Genomic DNA, 16503 nt, shown 5'->3' with positions numbered 1-16503 from the left:
TTTTTTATTGTTTTAATTAAATCAATAGCATCATCATTATTGAAGGTTATTTCGCTAATGATTAAACCAACTTCATTTCTACTCACCCAGAGGATTGCCACGTTGATATTCGTAGAATACCCTATAATTTGATAGTTTCTTCGCTTATGTAGTAGTGAGATTAATCCATCAATAACAATTTGATGTTGGTCTAAAATAAAAATTTTCATAAGTGAGTTTGGTTAGTCACATAAAAATACGTAAAAATTCTTAATTAATTGAAAATAATAGTTTAAAACGAAAGTAATTAGTTAAAAATTATTTATAACTCACATTTATTCGGTAGTGTATAGAGACGAGTTGATGTTAAATTATTATACATTCATTTGAGTTGATTGTTTAAATAAAGGTTTATTTTTGGGAATCGTTAAACTCATATATGAAAAATATAATAGTCCTTCTTTCTTTGATTGTTGCAACTAAATCTTATGCACAAGTTATCGAAGTAAAGAATCTTAAAAAGCACATTTATTACTTTGCCGATGATAAAATGAAAGGTAGAGGAACGGGAAGTGATGAAAATTTGAAAGCTGCAAAGTACATTGCCAAAGAATTCAAAAAATATAAACTACAACCGTTAGGAGAAGATGGTTATTTTCAGGGATTTGATGCAAAAGTGAGAAAAGTAAAAGTGGTGGATAGTATTCGCTCCGCTAAAAATGTAATTGGTTTTTTAGATAACAAGGCGAAAAAAACGATAGTAATTGGTGCACATTATGATCATTTGGGCGAAGGAAAACAAGGAAGTTCGTTAGCGAAAGACAGTTATGGAATTATTCACAATGGTGCTGATGACAATGCTTCGGGAGTAGCAGGTTTGTTAGAACTTGCGCGAGTGTATAGTAAAAATAAAATTACAGAACCTGTTAATTTTTTATTCATTGCTTTCGGTGCTGAAGAGTTAGGTTTGGTAGGTTCTCGACATTTTGTCAAACATCCGACGTATGATTTAACTAAAATTCATTGGATGTTGAACATGGATATGATTGGTCGTTTGAACAAAGAAACAGGTGTTTCGATTATAGGTTATGGAACTTCGCCAACTTTTGAAACAATTTTCAATGAGATTGATTCCACGAATTATGTCAAATTTTATACAGGATACGAGGGGAGAGGTGGATCGGATCAAACTTCTTTTTACGAAAAAGATATACCTGTTTTGTTTTTTCATACGGGTGGACACGATGATTATCACAAACCAACTGATGACGCAGAAAAAATTGACTATACTTCCTTAAAAGCTATTTTATTGCTTGAAAAAGCTGTAATCGAAGGAAGTTTCAAAATAGAGGAAATGCCTTTTCGAAGTACAGATAAAAAAGAATAGAAAAAAAAACGAGCGATAAATATCGCTCGTTTTTTGTAATTAAATTAGTGAAAGTATTATTCTTCTTCACCTTCATTTTTCATCGCATTCAATAGATTATAAGATCCTTTTGCTATATAAACCTTATTTGAGTTTTGAGGCGATTTTATTTCTACCATTTTATTTGATGAGATTCCGATTTCTACAGGAACTAAACGAAATTGATTTTTGTTTTGTCTTTCGAAAACATAATCTTTACCTTCAAATTGAACAATTGCTTCTTCTGGCAACACATTTGCATCCAAAGAGTTTACTTCTAACTCAATATTAAAGTACATATTAGCTGTCAGACGTGTTCCATTTGCATTGGTAATTTTAGCAAAAATATCTACTGTTCCATCTTCATTTACTTGGTTAGAAATAGACGTTATTTTGGCATCCAATTTTTGATCAGGCTTCGTATTGGTATAAGCTTTTAGAGTTTGTCCAATCTGAATATTACCCAAATCTTTTTCAAATACTTTTACGTTCAATAAAGAACGATCTGGATTAATAATTTCTAACATCGCATCAGCAGGTGAAATGTATTGTCCTTTATTTGCAAAAACTTGACTTACCATTCCACTGATTGGTGCATAAACATTGATGGTACGACGAATGTTACTCAATGAAACCGAAGATGGATTGATGTTCATTAATCGTAATTTTTGTTCCAACGAACTTTTTTTCACCATTAACGATTGACGCGTTGCTTTGGCTTGTTGCATCACCTTATCACTTGCAGCTTGCTCAGCATTCAACTCTTTTTGACGAATATAATCTGCATTTGCCTGCTCTAATAAAGCTTTTGTCGTTAAATAGTCTTCTTGCATTTGGATATATTGCGGATCTTCTAAAACGACCAAAACTTGTCCTTTATTCACATAATTTCCTGGAATAAGGGCAATTTGTTTCACATAACCACCAAACGCATTCGTAATCGAAATTGTATTTTCAGGCGTTACTGCTGTTTTCGCATTCAAACGAATAGTTGTTGGTAAATTTTGATGTTGAAACGAAACGGTATCAATGTCAAAATTCTTTAATTGTGCATCTGTTAATTTCAAAATAGAAGTCGAAACTTCTTCTTTTTGATCTTCTTGCGGTTGTGCTTCTTCTTTGCTACAACTCATAACAACAAGAGCTGTACAAAGCATTAAAATATATTTTTTCATGTTATTCTGCGGTATAATAAGTCATTGCGGCATATGCCTGTTCACGTAAATTTTTAGCTTCTAAAAATGTTGTTTTCACTTCGATGATTTGATTATTTAAAATCACCCAATCCAAAAAGTTTATTTCTCCTTCTAACAATTGACGATTAATCGTTTTTTGTAAATCATTGGATGCTGGAAGTTGAGTTTGTTCATAATCATGGACGATTTCATCATACATATTGACTTGATTTTTTAAAACATCATAATCTTGTTGCATTTTAGCTTGTTGCAAGATGTAAGCTTGTTTTGCAAGATTAACCTTAACTTTCGATGCCTCTATAGATGAGTTAATTCCACGATTAAACAAAGGTAGACCAACACCAACTTGAAATGAATTGTATCGATTGTTGTCTAAATCAGAAAAACTTTGATTAGAATAACCTACCGTAAATACAGGAATTTTTTTCGATTTTTCTACCTCAGTTTCTAATGTAGATGTTTGTATTGTTTCCTCTGCTAATTTTAACAATGGATGAGAATTTGACACAGCAGTACCTGCAATTTGACTCCAATTTACACCATCTTGAGTTGGATAAATTTTAGCTGTAGAATTCGTTAAAAATTGAATTTGTCGTGATGAGTTTTCTAATTCAACATCAATTAACTTGAGTTGATTCTGAATCGATTTTAATTGAATAATTGCTGTTGAAACTTCACTACGATTCGATTCTCCTTTTTTCAGACGTAGATTAGCTTTCTTTAAAAACTCGTCATAAATTGCTTCGTTTTCTTTTAATAAATCCTTTTTAGATTCATTGTTTTGCATGTTAACATACAAATTTGCTAATCGTTGTTTGATCTCAATTTTTGTTAATTTTTCATTTGCTTTCGAAGCATTAATCATTTGTTCGTTTAATGCTTTTTGACGTTTGAAAACGACAGGAAATTGAAAAGATTGTGATACTGAAATGGCATTATCAAACTCACCAGAATTGACTTGTCCAAATTCAGTCGAGATATCCAAAGGAGAAAGTGAACGATTCGCATAGATATTTTTCTCGTGATAAACCGTATTCAATTCAGCTTGTTTCACTTCAAGATTATTCGCATCCGCCAAAGCAACAACTTCATCAAAGCTCATACGGTTTTGTGCTTGAGCAGAAGCTCCAAACATTGTAAAAACAATAACTAAAGCAGCAGGAAGCGCTTTTTTATTTATTCTTTTCTTTTTAAAATGAATATTTTCGAACATAACATATAAGATTGGTAAAACAAATAAAGTTAGGAAAGTAGCACCCATTAAACCTCCAATTACGACTGTTGCTAACGGACGTTGCACTTCGGCACCAGAACCATTACTGATTGCCATTGGTAAAAATCCTAAAGAGGCAACTGTTGCAGTCATTAATACGGGACGAAGACGTGTACGTGTTCCCATAATTACAATTCGAGTCGTATTTTTGATGCCATGATCACGCAAACGATTATATTCTGAAATTAAGACAATTCCATTTAAAACAGAAATCCCAAATAGCGCAATAAAACCTACACCCGCACTAATACTAAAAGGCATATCACGTGCAGCTAAGAATAAAATTCCACCAATAGAGGATAGTGGTATAGCTGTATAAATTAATAAACTTTCTTTAACTGATTTGAATGCAAAGTATAATAATATAAAAATTAGGATTAATGCAATAGGAACGGCGATACCTAAACGCGCTTTGGCATGATTTAAGTTTTCGAAAGCCCCACCGTAGGTTGCATAATAACCTGTAGGAAATTTGATTTTTTCATCAACTTTTTGTTGTAATTCTTGAACAACACTTTCTACATCTCGATCTTTTACATTAAAACCAACAACAATTCGTCGTTTTGCATCTTCTCGTTGAATTTGGTTTGGCGTATTTTTATATTCTACTTTAGCCAATTGATTCAAAGGGATTTGTACTCCAGAAGCAGTAGGTATCAATAGATTTCGAATGTCGTCTATATTGGTGCGTTTTTCTTCTGCCAAACGAACAACTAAATCAAAACGTTTTTCACCTTCGAAAACCATTCCTGTGGATTGTCCAGCAAAAGCCATATTGATAATTCGATTTGCTTCACCAACAGTCAATCCATATTGTGCTAATAACCCTCGATCAAACTCGATTACTACCTGTGGAATTCCATTAATTGGTTCGATATACAAATCTTGTGCACCTTCAACCGTATTAATTATTTTTCCTAATTTGGCAGCATTACTCGATAAACTATCCAAGTTTTCACCAAATATTTTTACGACAACATCTTGACGCGCACCAGTCATTAACTCATTGAAACGCATCTGAACAGGGAATTGAAAACCAGTAGAAAGCCCTGGAATATTTTCTAAAGCTTTGCTCATTTTGTCTGATAATTCAGGGAAAGTTGTTGCAGAAGTCCATTCTTTTTTCGGTTTAAGAACAACAATCATATCACCTGTATCCATTGGCATAGGGTCAGTAGGAATTTCACCACTACCAATTTTGGTTACTACCATTTCAACTTCAGGAAATTCATCTTTTAAGATTTTAGCAGCTTTGGTTGTATATTCTTTGGTTGTCGAAAGATTACTTCCAGGTAAAACTCGTGCTTCAACAGCAAAATCGCCTTCTTCTAAAGCTGGAATAAATTCACCACCTAAACGAGACATGACAAAGATTGCAATTGCAAAAAGCGAAAAAACAACAACTAAAATAAGGTTTCGAACGCGTAATGCTTTCATTAAATATTTTTGATGAAAAACTTCAACTTTTGCCATTACACGATCCGAAAGATTTGGTTTTACTTTCTTCTTTTTACTTAAGAATAAACTGGTCATCATTGGAACATAAGTCAACGAAAGAATAAACGCTCCGATTAAAGCAAAAGCTACAGTTTGCGCCATTGGTCTAAACATTTTTCCTTCGATTCCTTGTAATGTGAAGATTGGTAAATAAACAATTAAGATAATAATTTGACCAAAAACCGCTGAATTGACCATTTTTTTAGCAGAAGAACCAACCGTTTGATCCATCTCTGTTTGCGTTAATTTATTCTTCAACCCAAACTTTTTATTATGTGCCAATTGATGCATAGCGGCTTCAACAATAATAACTGCTCCATCGACAATTAATCCGAAGTCTAATGCTCCTAAACTCATTAAATTTCCTCCAACGCCAAAGATGTTCATCATGATTATAGCGAACAACAATGACAAAGGAATGACAGAAGCAACAATGAATCCGGCACGTAAATTTCCTAAGAAGATAACTAAAATAAAAACAACGATTAAAGCACCTTCAAGTAAGTTGGTTTCTACAGTTCGAATAGTATTATCAACCATTTTTTTGCGATCCAAGAAAGGTTCAACTATCACACCTTCAGGTAACGTTTTTTTAATTTCTTCGATACGTTCTTGTACATTTTTGACAACTTCATTACTATTTGCACCTTTCAACATCATAACAACTGCACCAGAAACTTCTCCGGTATCGTTATATGTCATTGCGCCATATCGTGTTGCAAAACCAGTTTTAACATCCGCTACATCTTTCAGTAAAATAGGTGATCCGCTTTGAGAACGTTTCACTAAGATATTTTCGATATCTTCTATTTTACCTATTAAACCTTCAGAACGAATGAACAATGAAGTAGGGCCTTTTTCAATATAAGCTCCTCCTGTATTTTGATTGTTCTCACTTAATGCATCAAACAAATCATTGATGGTTAGGTTAAACGATTGCAATCGTTGTGGATTAATTGCGATTTCATATTGTTTTAGTTTTCCTCCAAAACTACTGACATCAGCTACGCCAGGAACCCCTAAAAGTTGTCGACGTACAATCCAATCTTGAATGGTTCTTAATTCTGTTTCATCATATTGGTCTTCATAACCTTCAGCAGGTCGAACGACATATTGATAAATTTCACCTAAACCTGTAGAAATTGGACCAAGTTGTGGTTCACCAATTCCTTCTGGAATATCGTTCTGAACTTGTAATAGTCGCTCACTAACTTGTTGTCTTGCCCAATAAACATCTGTTTCATCATCAAAAACGATGGTAACTAAAGATAAACCAAAACGTGAAAAACTTCGAATTTCCGAAATTCCACCAATATTAGAATTGGCTTGTTCGATAGGGAAAGTCACCAAACGCTCAATATCTTCTGCACTAAAAGAAGGCGCAACGGTGATAATTTGTACCTGATTCGATGTGATATCAGGCTGTGCATCGATGGGTAATTTTGTTGCGTCGTAAATTCCAAATATCAACAACGCGACAGTAAACAAACCCACGATAAATTTATTCTTGATTGAAAAATCAATAATTTTATTTAACATCGTAAAATTGTATAGATTAAAAATGTGCTATATATAAAATGTAAATAGCTGAAAAATGGATAAATTAAACGATCAATTTATCTTAAAAATCTAAATGTATTACGCTTGTTTTGGCGGTTGCCAAATAGAATCTAAATAATGCGAATAAAGAAAATCTTCGTTAAAAGATTTAATAGAGTTAGTTGATATTTCCTTATCTAAGTGGAGTACATCAAACAAGATAATTGGAGAATAAAAAAAGTCAATATGAACAGTTTCTATTTTTACGAAAGGTAGTTTTTGATCAGTTTCCCAGTCGTCATCCACTTCATGACCTCCGTAATGGTGTACCAAAAAGACTTTCATTTCATGGATAAAATCTCCTCCGGTGTCATGCTCGATGAAATGAGAAATAAGCACAGGCAATTTATATAACTGACAAAATTGAGTAGATGTCGTTATGTACAAAAAAATTAAAATCTTTGTAGCCCATATCTTCATACTACAAAAGTATTGATTTTAAATCTGATATTAACAGTTGTTGTACTATTATTTATCAGTTTTATATTAAAACTGAAAGTTTTTTATCAATACAAATTACGAAGCTTAATCTTTTTTATTGCATAATCTAAAACAGATATGGACATCATTTGGTTCTGAAATCATTGCAAACGTTGAAAATAGTGAGTTTCTATTTTGCTCAATCGGAAAAAGTTTCTATCTTTGAGTTAACCACAGAAAAGAAATGCAAACAATTAAAGTAAATATAAAACCTTTATTTGTTGGAATGAATAAGCAAACTTCTGCTTTACTTTCCAAAATTGTATTTGCTCAATATTCACTTTAGAATATTGCAGATTATTTGTTGACGAAATTCGTCATCTATTTTACCTTTTCATCAAAACAACAAACAAAATATGCCACTTTATCATCATTTGGGAGAATTTCCACAAAAGCGACATACTGTATTCCGAAAACCAAATGGAGAATTATATGCAGAAGAATTAGTTTCTACGCATGGTTTCTCGAGTACGTATTCTAACGTTTACCACTGTTATCCGCCAACTTTGGTTAAAGAAATTAATGAACCTTATTCGGTAGAACCGAAAATAGCTCGCGCAAAACATTTAAAACATACTTCTTTAAAAGGGTTTAAAGTCAAACCAACAAAAGATTATTTAGCATCTCGAGTACCCGTTTTAGTTAACAACGATTTGCATATTTCATTAGCAGCGCCACAAGAATCAATGACAGATTACTTCTATAAAAATTCTATGGCGGATGAAGTGATTTTTATTCATGAAGGGTCTGGAACTTTAAAAACAGGTTATGGTCAAATTGATTTTGAATATGGTGATTATTTAGTGATTCCACGTGGAATTATTTATCAACTTCATTTTAATGACGAAAATAATCGATTATTTATTACAGAATCTTTTAGCCCTGTAGAAACACCTCGTCGTTACCGCAATCATTTTGGTCAATTAATGGAGCATTCTCCTTTTTGTGAGCGAGATATTAAACGTCCTCAAAATCTCGAAACGAATGATGAACACGGGGATTTTAAAATAATGATTAAAAAAGAAGGATTGATTTACCCTTATGTTTATGGTACACATCCTTTCGATTTTGTTGGATGGGATGGTTATCATTATCCTTGGGCTTTTTCGATTCATAATTTCGAACCAATAACAGGTCGTATCCATCAACCACCTCCTGTTCATCAAACTTTTGAAGGAGCAGGATTTGTAATTTGTAGTTTCGTTCCCCGCTTATTTGATTATCACCCGAACGCAATTCCAGCACCTTACAACCATAGTAATGTAGATTCAGATGAAATTTTATATTATGTAGACGGTGATTTTATGTCGAGAAAATCGGTTGAGAAAGGACAAATTACCTTGCATCCAGCAGGAATTCCACATGGACCACATCCAGGGACAGTAGAAAAATCGATTGGCGCAAAAGAAACACACGAATTAGCTGTGATGATTGATCCATTTCGACCATTAATGTTAACAGAGCAAGCGATAGAATTAGAAGATCCAGATTATTATAAATCGTGGCTTTATTAAAGGTTATGAATAGTGCGATTAGAGTTTTGTTCTAAGTTCTAAGATGTGGATTTTGTCATTCTGAGCTTGTCGAAGAATCTCGAAATACATTTGATACAATATAATAATAAAAAGAAACTGAAATAAATTCAATATCACAATAAATGATAAAATAGTAAAACTTAATACATTTTACATAATACAATAAAAATAAAAACACAATAAAAATGAGTACACAAACATTTGCAGAAAAGATTGCATTAGCACAAGATTTCCTTCCCATTAATGGAACTGATTACATCGAGTTTTATGTAGGAAATGCAAAACAAGCTGCACATTATTATAAAACAGCATTTGGATTTCAGGAAGTTGCGTATGCCGGCCCAGAAACTGGTGTAAGAGATAGAGCTTCTTATGTTTTACAACAAGGTAAAATTCGTTTGGTTCTAACTTCTGGATTAAAATCAGATTCGCCAATTTGCCAACATGCGATGAAACATGGAGATGGAGTGAAAATTTTAGCACTTTGGGTAGATGATGCTTATGATGCGTTTGAGCAAACAACAAAGCGTGGAGGAAAACCTTACATGGAACCAACTACTGTTACAGATGAATTTGGTGAAGTAAAAATGGCAGGAATTTATACGTATGGAGAAACAATTCACATGTTTATCGAGCGTAAAAATTATAATGGCCCTTTTATGCCAGGTTATGTAAAATCTGAGTCAACGTATCAACCTACAGATTGTGGTTTGTTATATGTTGATCACTGTGTTGGGAATGTAGGATGGAATCGTATGAATGAGACCGTTCAATGGTATCAAGATGTAATGGGATTTGTTAATATTTTATCATTTGATGATAAACAAATTAATACAGAATATTCGGCATTAATGTCGAAAGTGATGAGTAATGGAAATGGTTATTCTAAATTTCCTATTAATGAACCAGCTGAAGGTAAAAAGAAGTCTCAAGTTGAAGAATATTTAGATTTTTACGAGGGAGAAGGAGTGCAGCATATTGCTGTTGCAACTAAGGATATTATCAAAACTGTTACAGAGTTAAAAGCACGCGGTGTAGAGTTTTTATCAGCTCCACCAGAGGCATATTATGATATGATTCCGGAGCGCGTTGGAGAAATTGATGAAGATATCAAAAAGTTACAAAATCTTGGAATCTTAGTTGATTGTGACGAAGAAGGTTATTTGTTACAGATTTTCACAAAGCCTGTTGAAGATCGTCCAACATTATTTTATGAAATTATTGAACGTCATGGTGCACAATCTTTTGGAGCAGGCAATTTCAAAGCATTGTTTGAAGCCTTAGAAAGAGAGCAAGACAGAAGAGGAAATTTATAAATTTTTAAAGCCATTGGTTGAATTCTAATGGCTTTTTTATTGAAAATAAGTTGATAGAATAGCTTAAATTTTAATGCTAAATAGCAGGTTAATTTTTAACTAACATTTATTAGTTTTATAAAAATTGATTATCTTCAACGCATTAAAACTGCAAACAAATAAAATGAAAAATATAGAACTAACGATTCCAAAATTGGGAGAAAGTGTTGCGTCTGTTCAACTTGTTCGTTTTACAAAAAACATTGGCGATTTCATAAATGAAGATGAAATAATAGCTGAGGTTTCGACGGACAAAGTAGATTCAGATGTACCTTCAACAAAGACTGGGAAGATTATTGAATTTAAATTTGATGAAGGTGATGAGATCAAAATTGGAGAAGTTTTTGCCATTATAGAACCTTCTGAAAATGAACTAAATTTAGTTGACAATAGCACAATTATTGAAGAAAAAATAACTCAACCGAATTTAACTTCTCAACCAACGAATAAAGTTGATAGTAATCAATTTTTATCACCTTTAGTTAAAAGTATTATTCAAAAAGAAAACTTACAAACAGAAGATATTTCTCAAATAATAGGATCTGGTAAAGATGGAAGGATTTCTAAGAATGATGTGTTGAATTACATTAAAAATAAATCATTTACATCTAATCATTCAAGTAATACTTTAAGTCAAAATACAGTTGTTTCAAGTACTTCTATTGGTGCAAAAGATGAAATCATTGAGATGGATAAAATGCGTCAAATGATCTTAAAACACATGAAACATAGTAAACAGACTTCCCCTCATGTAACAGCTTATGTTGAACCAGATGTGACAAATTTTGTAAAATGGCGCGAAGAAAATAAAGGTGCTTTTGAAGCAAAATATAAACAAAAATTAACGTTTACGCCTTTGATTGTTGATTGCGTTGTTCGTGCAATAAAGGACTTTCCTATGATTAATGTATCAGTTGATGAAACAGAGACTAAAATAATCAAACACAACGAAATAAATATTGGAATTGCTACTGCATTACCAAATAATAATTTGATTGTACCGGTGATTCATCAAGCCAATGAATTGAATTTAGAAGGCTTAGCCAAACATGTTAATACTATTGTAGATAAAGCGCGTACAAATAAACTTTCTCCAGATGATATTCGAGGCGGAACATTTACAATTAGTAATGTTGGTACGTTCGGAAATTTAATGGGAACGCCTATTATTAATCAACCTGAAGTTGCCATTTTAGCAACAGGTGTAATTAAGAAAAAGCCTGCAGTTTTAGAAACTGAATTTGGTGATATTATCGTGGCGAGACAATTTATGTATTTATCACTTTCTTTTGATCATCGTGTAATCGATGGTTCATTAGGAGGAGTTTTCTTGAAACGAATTTCAGATTACATGGAGAATTGGGATGTTAATACACAAATTTAATTAAAAATGGAAACCACAACAGCATCAACAACATTATTAAAAAAAGCATACGAATTATTAGTTACAGCTAAGGCTTTAACCGAATTATACGAAGAAAATAAAACTACAACAAGTAAATATGTACACGCAACTTCGCGAGGACACGAAGCGATACAAATTGCAACAGGTTTACAATTATTACCACAAGATTATTTAAGCGCCTATTACCGTGATGATGCGATGTTATTATCGATAGGAATTACGCCTTATGAATTGATGTTGCAGCTATTAGCAAAACGAGATGATATTTTTTCGGGAGGAAGAACCTATTATTCTCATCCAAGTTTGCGTCGTGATAATATGCCAAAAATACCGCACCAAAGTAGTGCAACGGGCATGCAAGCTATTCCTACAACTGGAATTGCGATGGGAATGCAATACAAAGAATTGGAAGGTCTTTGTCGTGATGAGGTTAAACCAGTCGCAGTATGCTCCTTAGGTGATGCTTCATGTACAGAGGGTGAGGTAGCAGAAGCTTTTCAAATGGCAGCTTTGAAACAATTACCTATTTTATATTTGGTTCAAGATAATGAATGGGATATTTCAGCATCAGCAGATGAGATTCGAGCTCAAGATATAGCGCATTATGCGAAAGGTTTTAAAGGGTTAGAAGTGTTTGTAGTTGATGGAACTGATTTTTTAGCATCCTATAACACTATTCAAAGAGCAATTGACATTATCCGTTCAGAACGTCGTCCGATTTTGGTTCATGCAAAAGTTCCATTATTAAATCATCATACATCTGGGGTTCGTATGGAATGGTACCGTGACGATTTAGAGAAGGCAAAAGCTCGAGATCCATATAATAAATTAAGGGATACTTTATTAAATGAAGGTTTTGACGAAAAAGAGTTAATTGAAGTCGAAAACACGATTAAACAAAAAGTTCAGGCAGAATATCAACAAGCATTAAAAGCAGATGATCCTCGTCCTGAAGATTTATATACACATGTTTTTGCTCCAACATTAATTACCGAAGAAAAAGGAAATCGCTCTCCTGAAGGGAAGGATAAAACGGTAATGGTAGATTCTGCTCTTTTTGCAATTCGCGAATTGATGGCAAAACATCCTGAAGCATTATTATATGGACAAGACGTTGGTTTGCGTTTAGGAGGTGTTTTTCGTGAAGCAGCAACTTTGGCAAAACAATATGGAAAAAATCGTGTATTTAATACACCAATTCAGGAAGCGTTTATTGTTGGATCTACGGTTGGAATGTCTGCGGTAGGCTTGAAACCTATTGTAGAAGTGCAGTTTGCGGATTATATTTGGCCAGGTCTTAATCAGTTATTTACTGAAGTGGCTCGTTCAAATTATTTGTCAAATGGTAAATGGCCAGTTTCTATGATTTTACGTGTTCCGATTGGTGCTTATGGAAGTGGAGGACCTTATCATTCGAGTTCAGTGGAAAGTGTATTGACCAATATAAAAGGGATTAAAATAGCTTATCCGTCTACTGGAGCAGATTTAAAAGGTTTGATGAAAGCTGCTTATTACGATCCAAATCCTGTGGTGATGTTAGAGCACAAAGGTTTATATTGGAGTAAAATAAAAGGAACGGAAGATGCTGCAACAGTTGAACCAGATGAAAATTATATATTACCTTTTGGAAAAGCACGTGATGTTTTATTGGCAGAATCCTCTCAAAATCATAACTCTGTAACTATCATTACCTATGGTATGGGAGTTTATTGGGCTAAAGAAGCTGCAAAGGCATTTCCAAATCAAGTTGAAATTATAGATTTAAGAACATTGGTTCCTTTAGATGAGGAAACAATCTTTAATAGTGTAAAAAAACACAATCGTTGTATTGTATTAACTGAAGAAGCTAAGCAAAACTCTTTTGCTCAAAGCCTTGCGGGTTTAATTAATGAAGAATGTTTTGAGTATTTGGATGCGCCAATTCGAGTGTTAGGAGCACAAGACATGCCTGCAATCCCATTAAATTCTACCTTAGAAATAGAAATGTTACCAAATTCAGAAAAGTTAAAAATATTGATTAGCAATGTGTTAAAATACTAAAAGTCATCAATTGATAAATAATTGTACTTTTTACACTAAAAAAACTAACAAACGTTAGTTTTTTTAGTTTTTTTGATTAAATTTGTTATTATCAAAAATCAAATCTGCAAAAATTATGATATTTAATCCTGGGATTGAACAGATGCCTATTGAGCAATTACGTGTTCTTCAGAACGAGAGACTTCAATCAATGTTAAAAAAAGTGTATAATAATGTACCTTTTTATAAACAAGCTTTTGACGAAGCTGGTATCAAGTTAGAAGATATTAAAGGTGTTGAAGATTTACACAAATTACCTTTTACAAAGAAAAATCATTTAAGAGAAAATTATCCATTTGGATTATTTGCAGAACCTAAAGAGAATGTCGTTCGTTTACATTGTTCAAGTGGAACAACTGGAAAACCAACAGTAGTAGGGTATACTAAGAATGACATCGAATTATTCTCAGAAGTAGTAGCAAGATCTTTAGCTGCTTCAGGATGTGAGCCAGGTATGACATTACAAAATGCCTATGGTTATGGTTTATTTACAGGAGGTTTAGGGTTGCACTATGGTGCTGAAAAATTAGGAATGACTGTTGTTCCAATTTCTGGTGGTAACAGAGAAAAACAAATTATGGTATGGAAAGATTTTCAATCTGATGCAATTTGTGCAACACCATCTTATGCGTTAACAGTTGCTGAAGAAATCAAGAAAAGAGGTGAAACTTTATCAGATTACAATTTAAAGTTTGCTATTTTAGGATCTGAACCTTGGTCAGAAGCATTACGCCAAGAAGTAGAAGGAAGTTTAGATATCAAAGCTTCTAACATCTATGGATTAAGCGAAATCATAGGTCCAGGTGTGTCAAATGAAGATTTCGAAGAACAAGGTACAGGATCGTATATTTGGGAAGATCATTTCTTTCCAGAAATCGTAGATGAAAAAACGGGTGAACCAGTTCCTTATGGACAACCAGGTGTTTTAGTTATCACTACACTTACAAAAGAAGCCTTACCATTAGTGCGCTATTGGACAGGAGACATTACAACATTAACGTACGAACATTCTAAGAAAAGAACACATGTCAAAATGGGACCTATTATTGGTCGTGCTGATGATATGATGATTATTCGTGGTGTGAATTTCTTTCATACACAAATCGCGGATTTTATTCCAGATTTCCCTGAATTATCACCAAATTATCAAGTAGTTTTAACGAAACCAAAAAATATGGATGCAGTAGAAGTTGGATTTGAAATAAATCCTGACTATTTTGCAGAAAAAGGTTTGACTTGTGATGATTTGAATGACGAATCTAATGTTGCGTGTTGCAAATTAGTCGCAAATATTCATAAAAAAATAAGAGACAACATTGGATTAGGAATGAATGTCAAATTATACCAAGTAGATGGACTTCCTAAAAGTGAAGGAGGAAAGTTGAACCGAATTATAGATAATAGACATTTATAAAACTATATGCCTAAGCAAAGTAAAAAAGAACTGATTATTAAAGAAGCTGCTTTAATCTTTAAACAAAAAGGTTATTCAGCAACGTCGATGAGAGAATTGGCTGAAAAAGTTGGAATGGAAGCCGCGAGTTTGTATAATCATATTCGCTCGAAAGATGAAATCTTAGAAGAAATTTGTTTTAAAGTGGCCAATCAATATGTTTCGCACATTAGCTCGATTGAAGATACTGAAGAATCAAATGTTCAGAAATTAAGAGATTTAATTCAACTTCACGTTCGAATGATTATTGACGAGCCAAACGAAGTATCTGTAGCAAATAACGATTGGAAAAATTTATCCGATACCAAAAAAGAATTGTATAAAACAATTAGAAAAGGGTATGAAAAACGGATTGCTAATTTAATCAAAGCAGGTATCGCATCTGGCGAATTCAAAAATCTTAATGTATCGGTTGCTTTATTTACTTTATTATCATCTCTTCGTTGGATAGAGTTGTGGTACAAACCAGGGCGAGATATAACACCTGATCAATTAGAAAACGATTTGATGACATTATTAATTAACGGATTTCAAAAATAATATGGCAGTAAATTTTCATAAACTACGCGTTAAAAATGTTAAAAAGGAAACACCAGATTGTGTATCCGTTACATTTGATGTGCCTGAAGAATTGAATCAAGAATTCAAATTTAAACATGGACAATATTTAACGTTTAAAAATATTCAAAATAACGAAGAAATTAGACGTTCTTACTCGATCTGTTCTTGCCCAATGGACGAAGAATTGAGAGTAGCTGTAAAGAAAATAGAAGACGGGGTTTTCTCAACATTTATCAACGAACAAGTTAAAGTTGGTGATGTTCTTGATGTAATGACTCCACAAGGAAATTTCTTTACAGAAGTACACGAAGATAACAAAAAATTATATGTAGGAATTGTAGCAGGATCAGGAATAACACCAGTTCTTTCTATCATCAAAACAGTTCTTAGAGCAGAACCAAATAGCGAATTTGTGCTATTATACGGGAATAGAAATAAAGGTTCAATTATCTTTAAAGAAGAAATTGAAGCACTTAAAAATAAATACATGCAACGCTTTAGCGTTTACAATATTTTGAGTCGCGAAACAGCTGATGCTGAAATTTTGAGTGGAAGAATTGATAAAGCTAAGATTGAGTATTTCTTACAACATATCATCAAACCAGAAGATGTAAGCGAAGTGTTCCTTTGTGGTCCTGAAGAAATGATTTTAAGCGGCCGCGATGCTTTTGTAGAAGCAGGTGTAG

At 33.1% G+C, this 16503-nt stretch carries 12 protein-coding genes; 8 read left to right on the top strand and 4 right to left on the bottom strand.

The window, feature by feature from the left end; genetic code table 11:
- The coding region (locus Q0616_RS00240) for a hypothetical protein (protein ID WP_298773934.1) at nt 1-209 on the bottom strand (209 nt) is incomplete at its 3' end.
- Nucleotides 210-418: 209 nt separating this feature from the next.
- Here Q0616_RS00240 and Q0616_RS00235 point away from each other — a divergent pair.
- Entirely contained in the window at nt 419-1366 is a 948-nt protein-coding gene (locus Q0616_RS00235; protein ID WP_284583634.1) for a M20/M25/M40 family metallo-hydrolase, read from the top strand.
- Between the two features lie 56 nt (nt 1367-1422).
- On the opposite strand, the gene Q0616_RS00230 is transcribed toward Q0616_RS00235, so the two are convergent.
- From Q0616_RS00230 to Q0616_RS00220, 3 genes are all read right to left on the bottom strand, one after another.
- Complete coding sequence (locus Q0616_RS00230; protein WP_188320067.1) at nt 1423-2559, bottom strand: efflux RND transporter periplasmic adaptor subunit; 1137 nt, start codon at nt 2557-2559, stop codon at nt 1423-1425.
- A 1-nt stretch (nt 2560) separates the two neighbouring features.
- Entirely contained in the window at nt 2561-6889 is a 4329-nt protein-coding gene (locus Q0616_RS00225) for a CusA/CzcA family heavy metal efflux RND transporter (protein ID WP_298773920.1), read from the bottom strand.
- A gap of 99 nt (nt 6890-6988) precedes the next feature.
- Nucleotides 6989-7294, bottom strand: coding sequence for a hypothetical protein (locus tag Q0616_RS00220; protein ID WP_221411946.1), 306 nt, complete (start codon nt 7292-7294; stop codon nt 6989-6991).
- A gap of 491 nt (nt 7295-7785) precedes the next feature.
- On the opposite strand from Q0616_RS00220, the gene Q0616_RS00215 reads away from it, so the two are divergent.
- From Q0616_RS00215 to Q0616_RS00185, 7 genes are all read left to right on the top strand, one after another.
- The gene (locus Q0616_RS00215) at nt 7786-8943 is read left to right on the top strand and encodes a homogentisate 1,2-dioxygenase (protein ID WP_171622472.1); all 1158 of its coding nucleotides are present in this window, start codon (nt 7786-7788) and stop codon (nt 8941-8943) included.
- Between the two features lie 206 nt (nt 8944-9149).
- The gene (gene hppD / locus Q0616_RS00210; RefSeq protein WP_171622473.1) at nt 9150-10280 is read left to right on the top strand and encodes a 4-hydroxyphenylpyruvate dioxygenase; all 1131 of its coding nucleotides are present in this window, start codon (nt 9150-9152) and stop codon (nt 10278-10280) included.
- A 163-nt stretch (nt 10281-10443) separates the two neighbouring features.
- Entirely contained in the window at nt 10444-11703 is a 1260-nt protein-coding gene (locus Q0616_RS00205; RefSeq protein ID WP_260543044.1) for a dihydrolipoamide acetyltransferase family protein, read from the top strand.
- A 6-nt stretch (nt 11704-11709) separates the two neighbouring features.
- A complete protein-coding gene (locus tag Q0616_RS00200; RefSeq protein ID WP_298773904.1) occupies nt 11710-13764 on the top strand; it encodes a thiamine pyrophosphate-dependent enzyme in 2055 nt (684 codons plus the stop codon).
- A 115-nt stretch (nt 13765-13879) separates the two neighbouring features.
- Nucleotides 13880-15217, top strand: a complete 1338-nt coding sequence (locus tag Q0616_RS00195; RefSeq protein WP_298773902.1) for a phenylacetate--CoA ligase family protein — start codon at nt 13880-13882, stop codon at nt 15215-15217.
- Between the two features lie 6 nt (nt 15218-15223).
- Nucleotides 15224-15796: a TetR/AcrR family transcriptional regulator gene (locus tag Q0616_RS00190; RefSeq protein ID WP_171622477.1), complete on the top strand. Its 573-nt coding sequence runs from the start codon at nt 15224-15226 to the stop codon at nt 15794-15796.
- Nucleotide 15797: 1 nt separating this feature from the next.
- The coding region (locus tag Q0616_RS00185; RefSeq protein ID WP_298773897.1) for an FAD-binding oxidoreductase at nt 15798-16503 on the top strand (706 nt) is incomplete at its 3' end.

It is taken from the genome of uncultured Empedobacter sp. (assembly GCF_937930195.1).
GTDB classification, from domain to species: Bacteria; Bacteroidota; Bacteroidia; order Flavobacteriales; family Weeksellaceae; genus Empedobacter; species Empedobacter stercoris.
The sequence above is the reverse complement of the archived record's forward strand: the minus strand, read 5'-3'. Positions and strand labels throughout refer to the sequence as shown.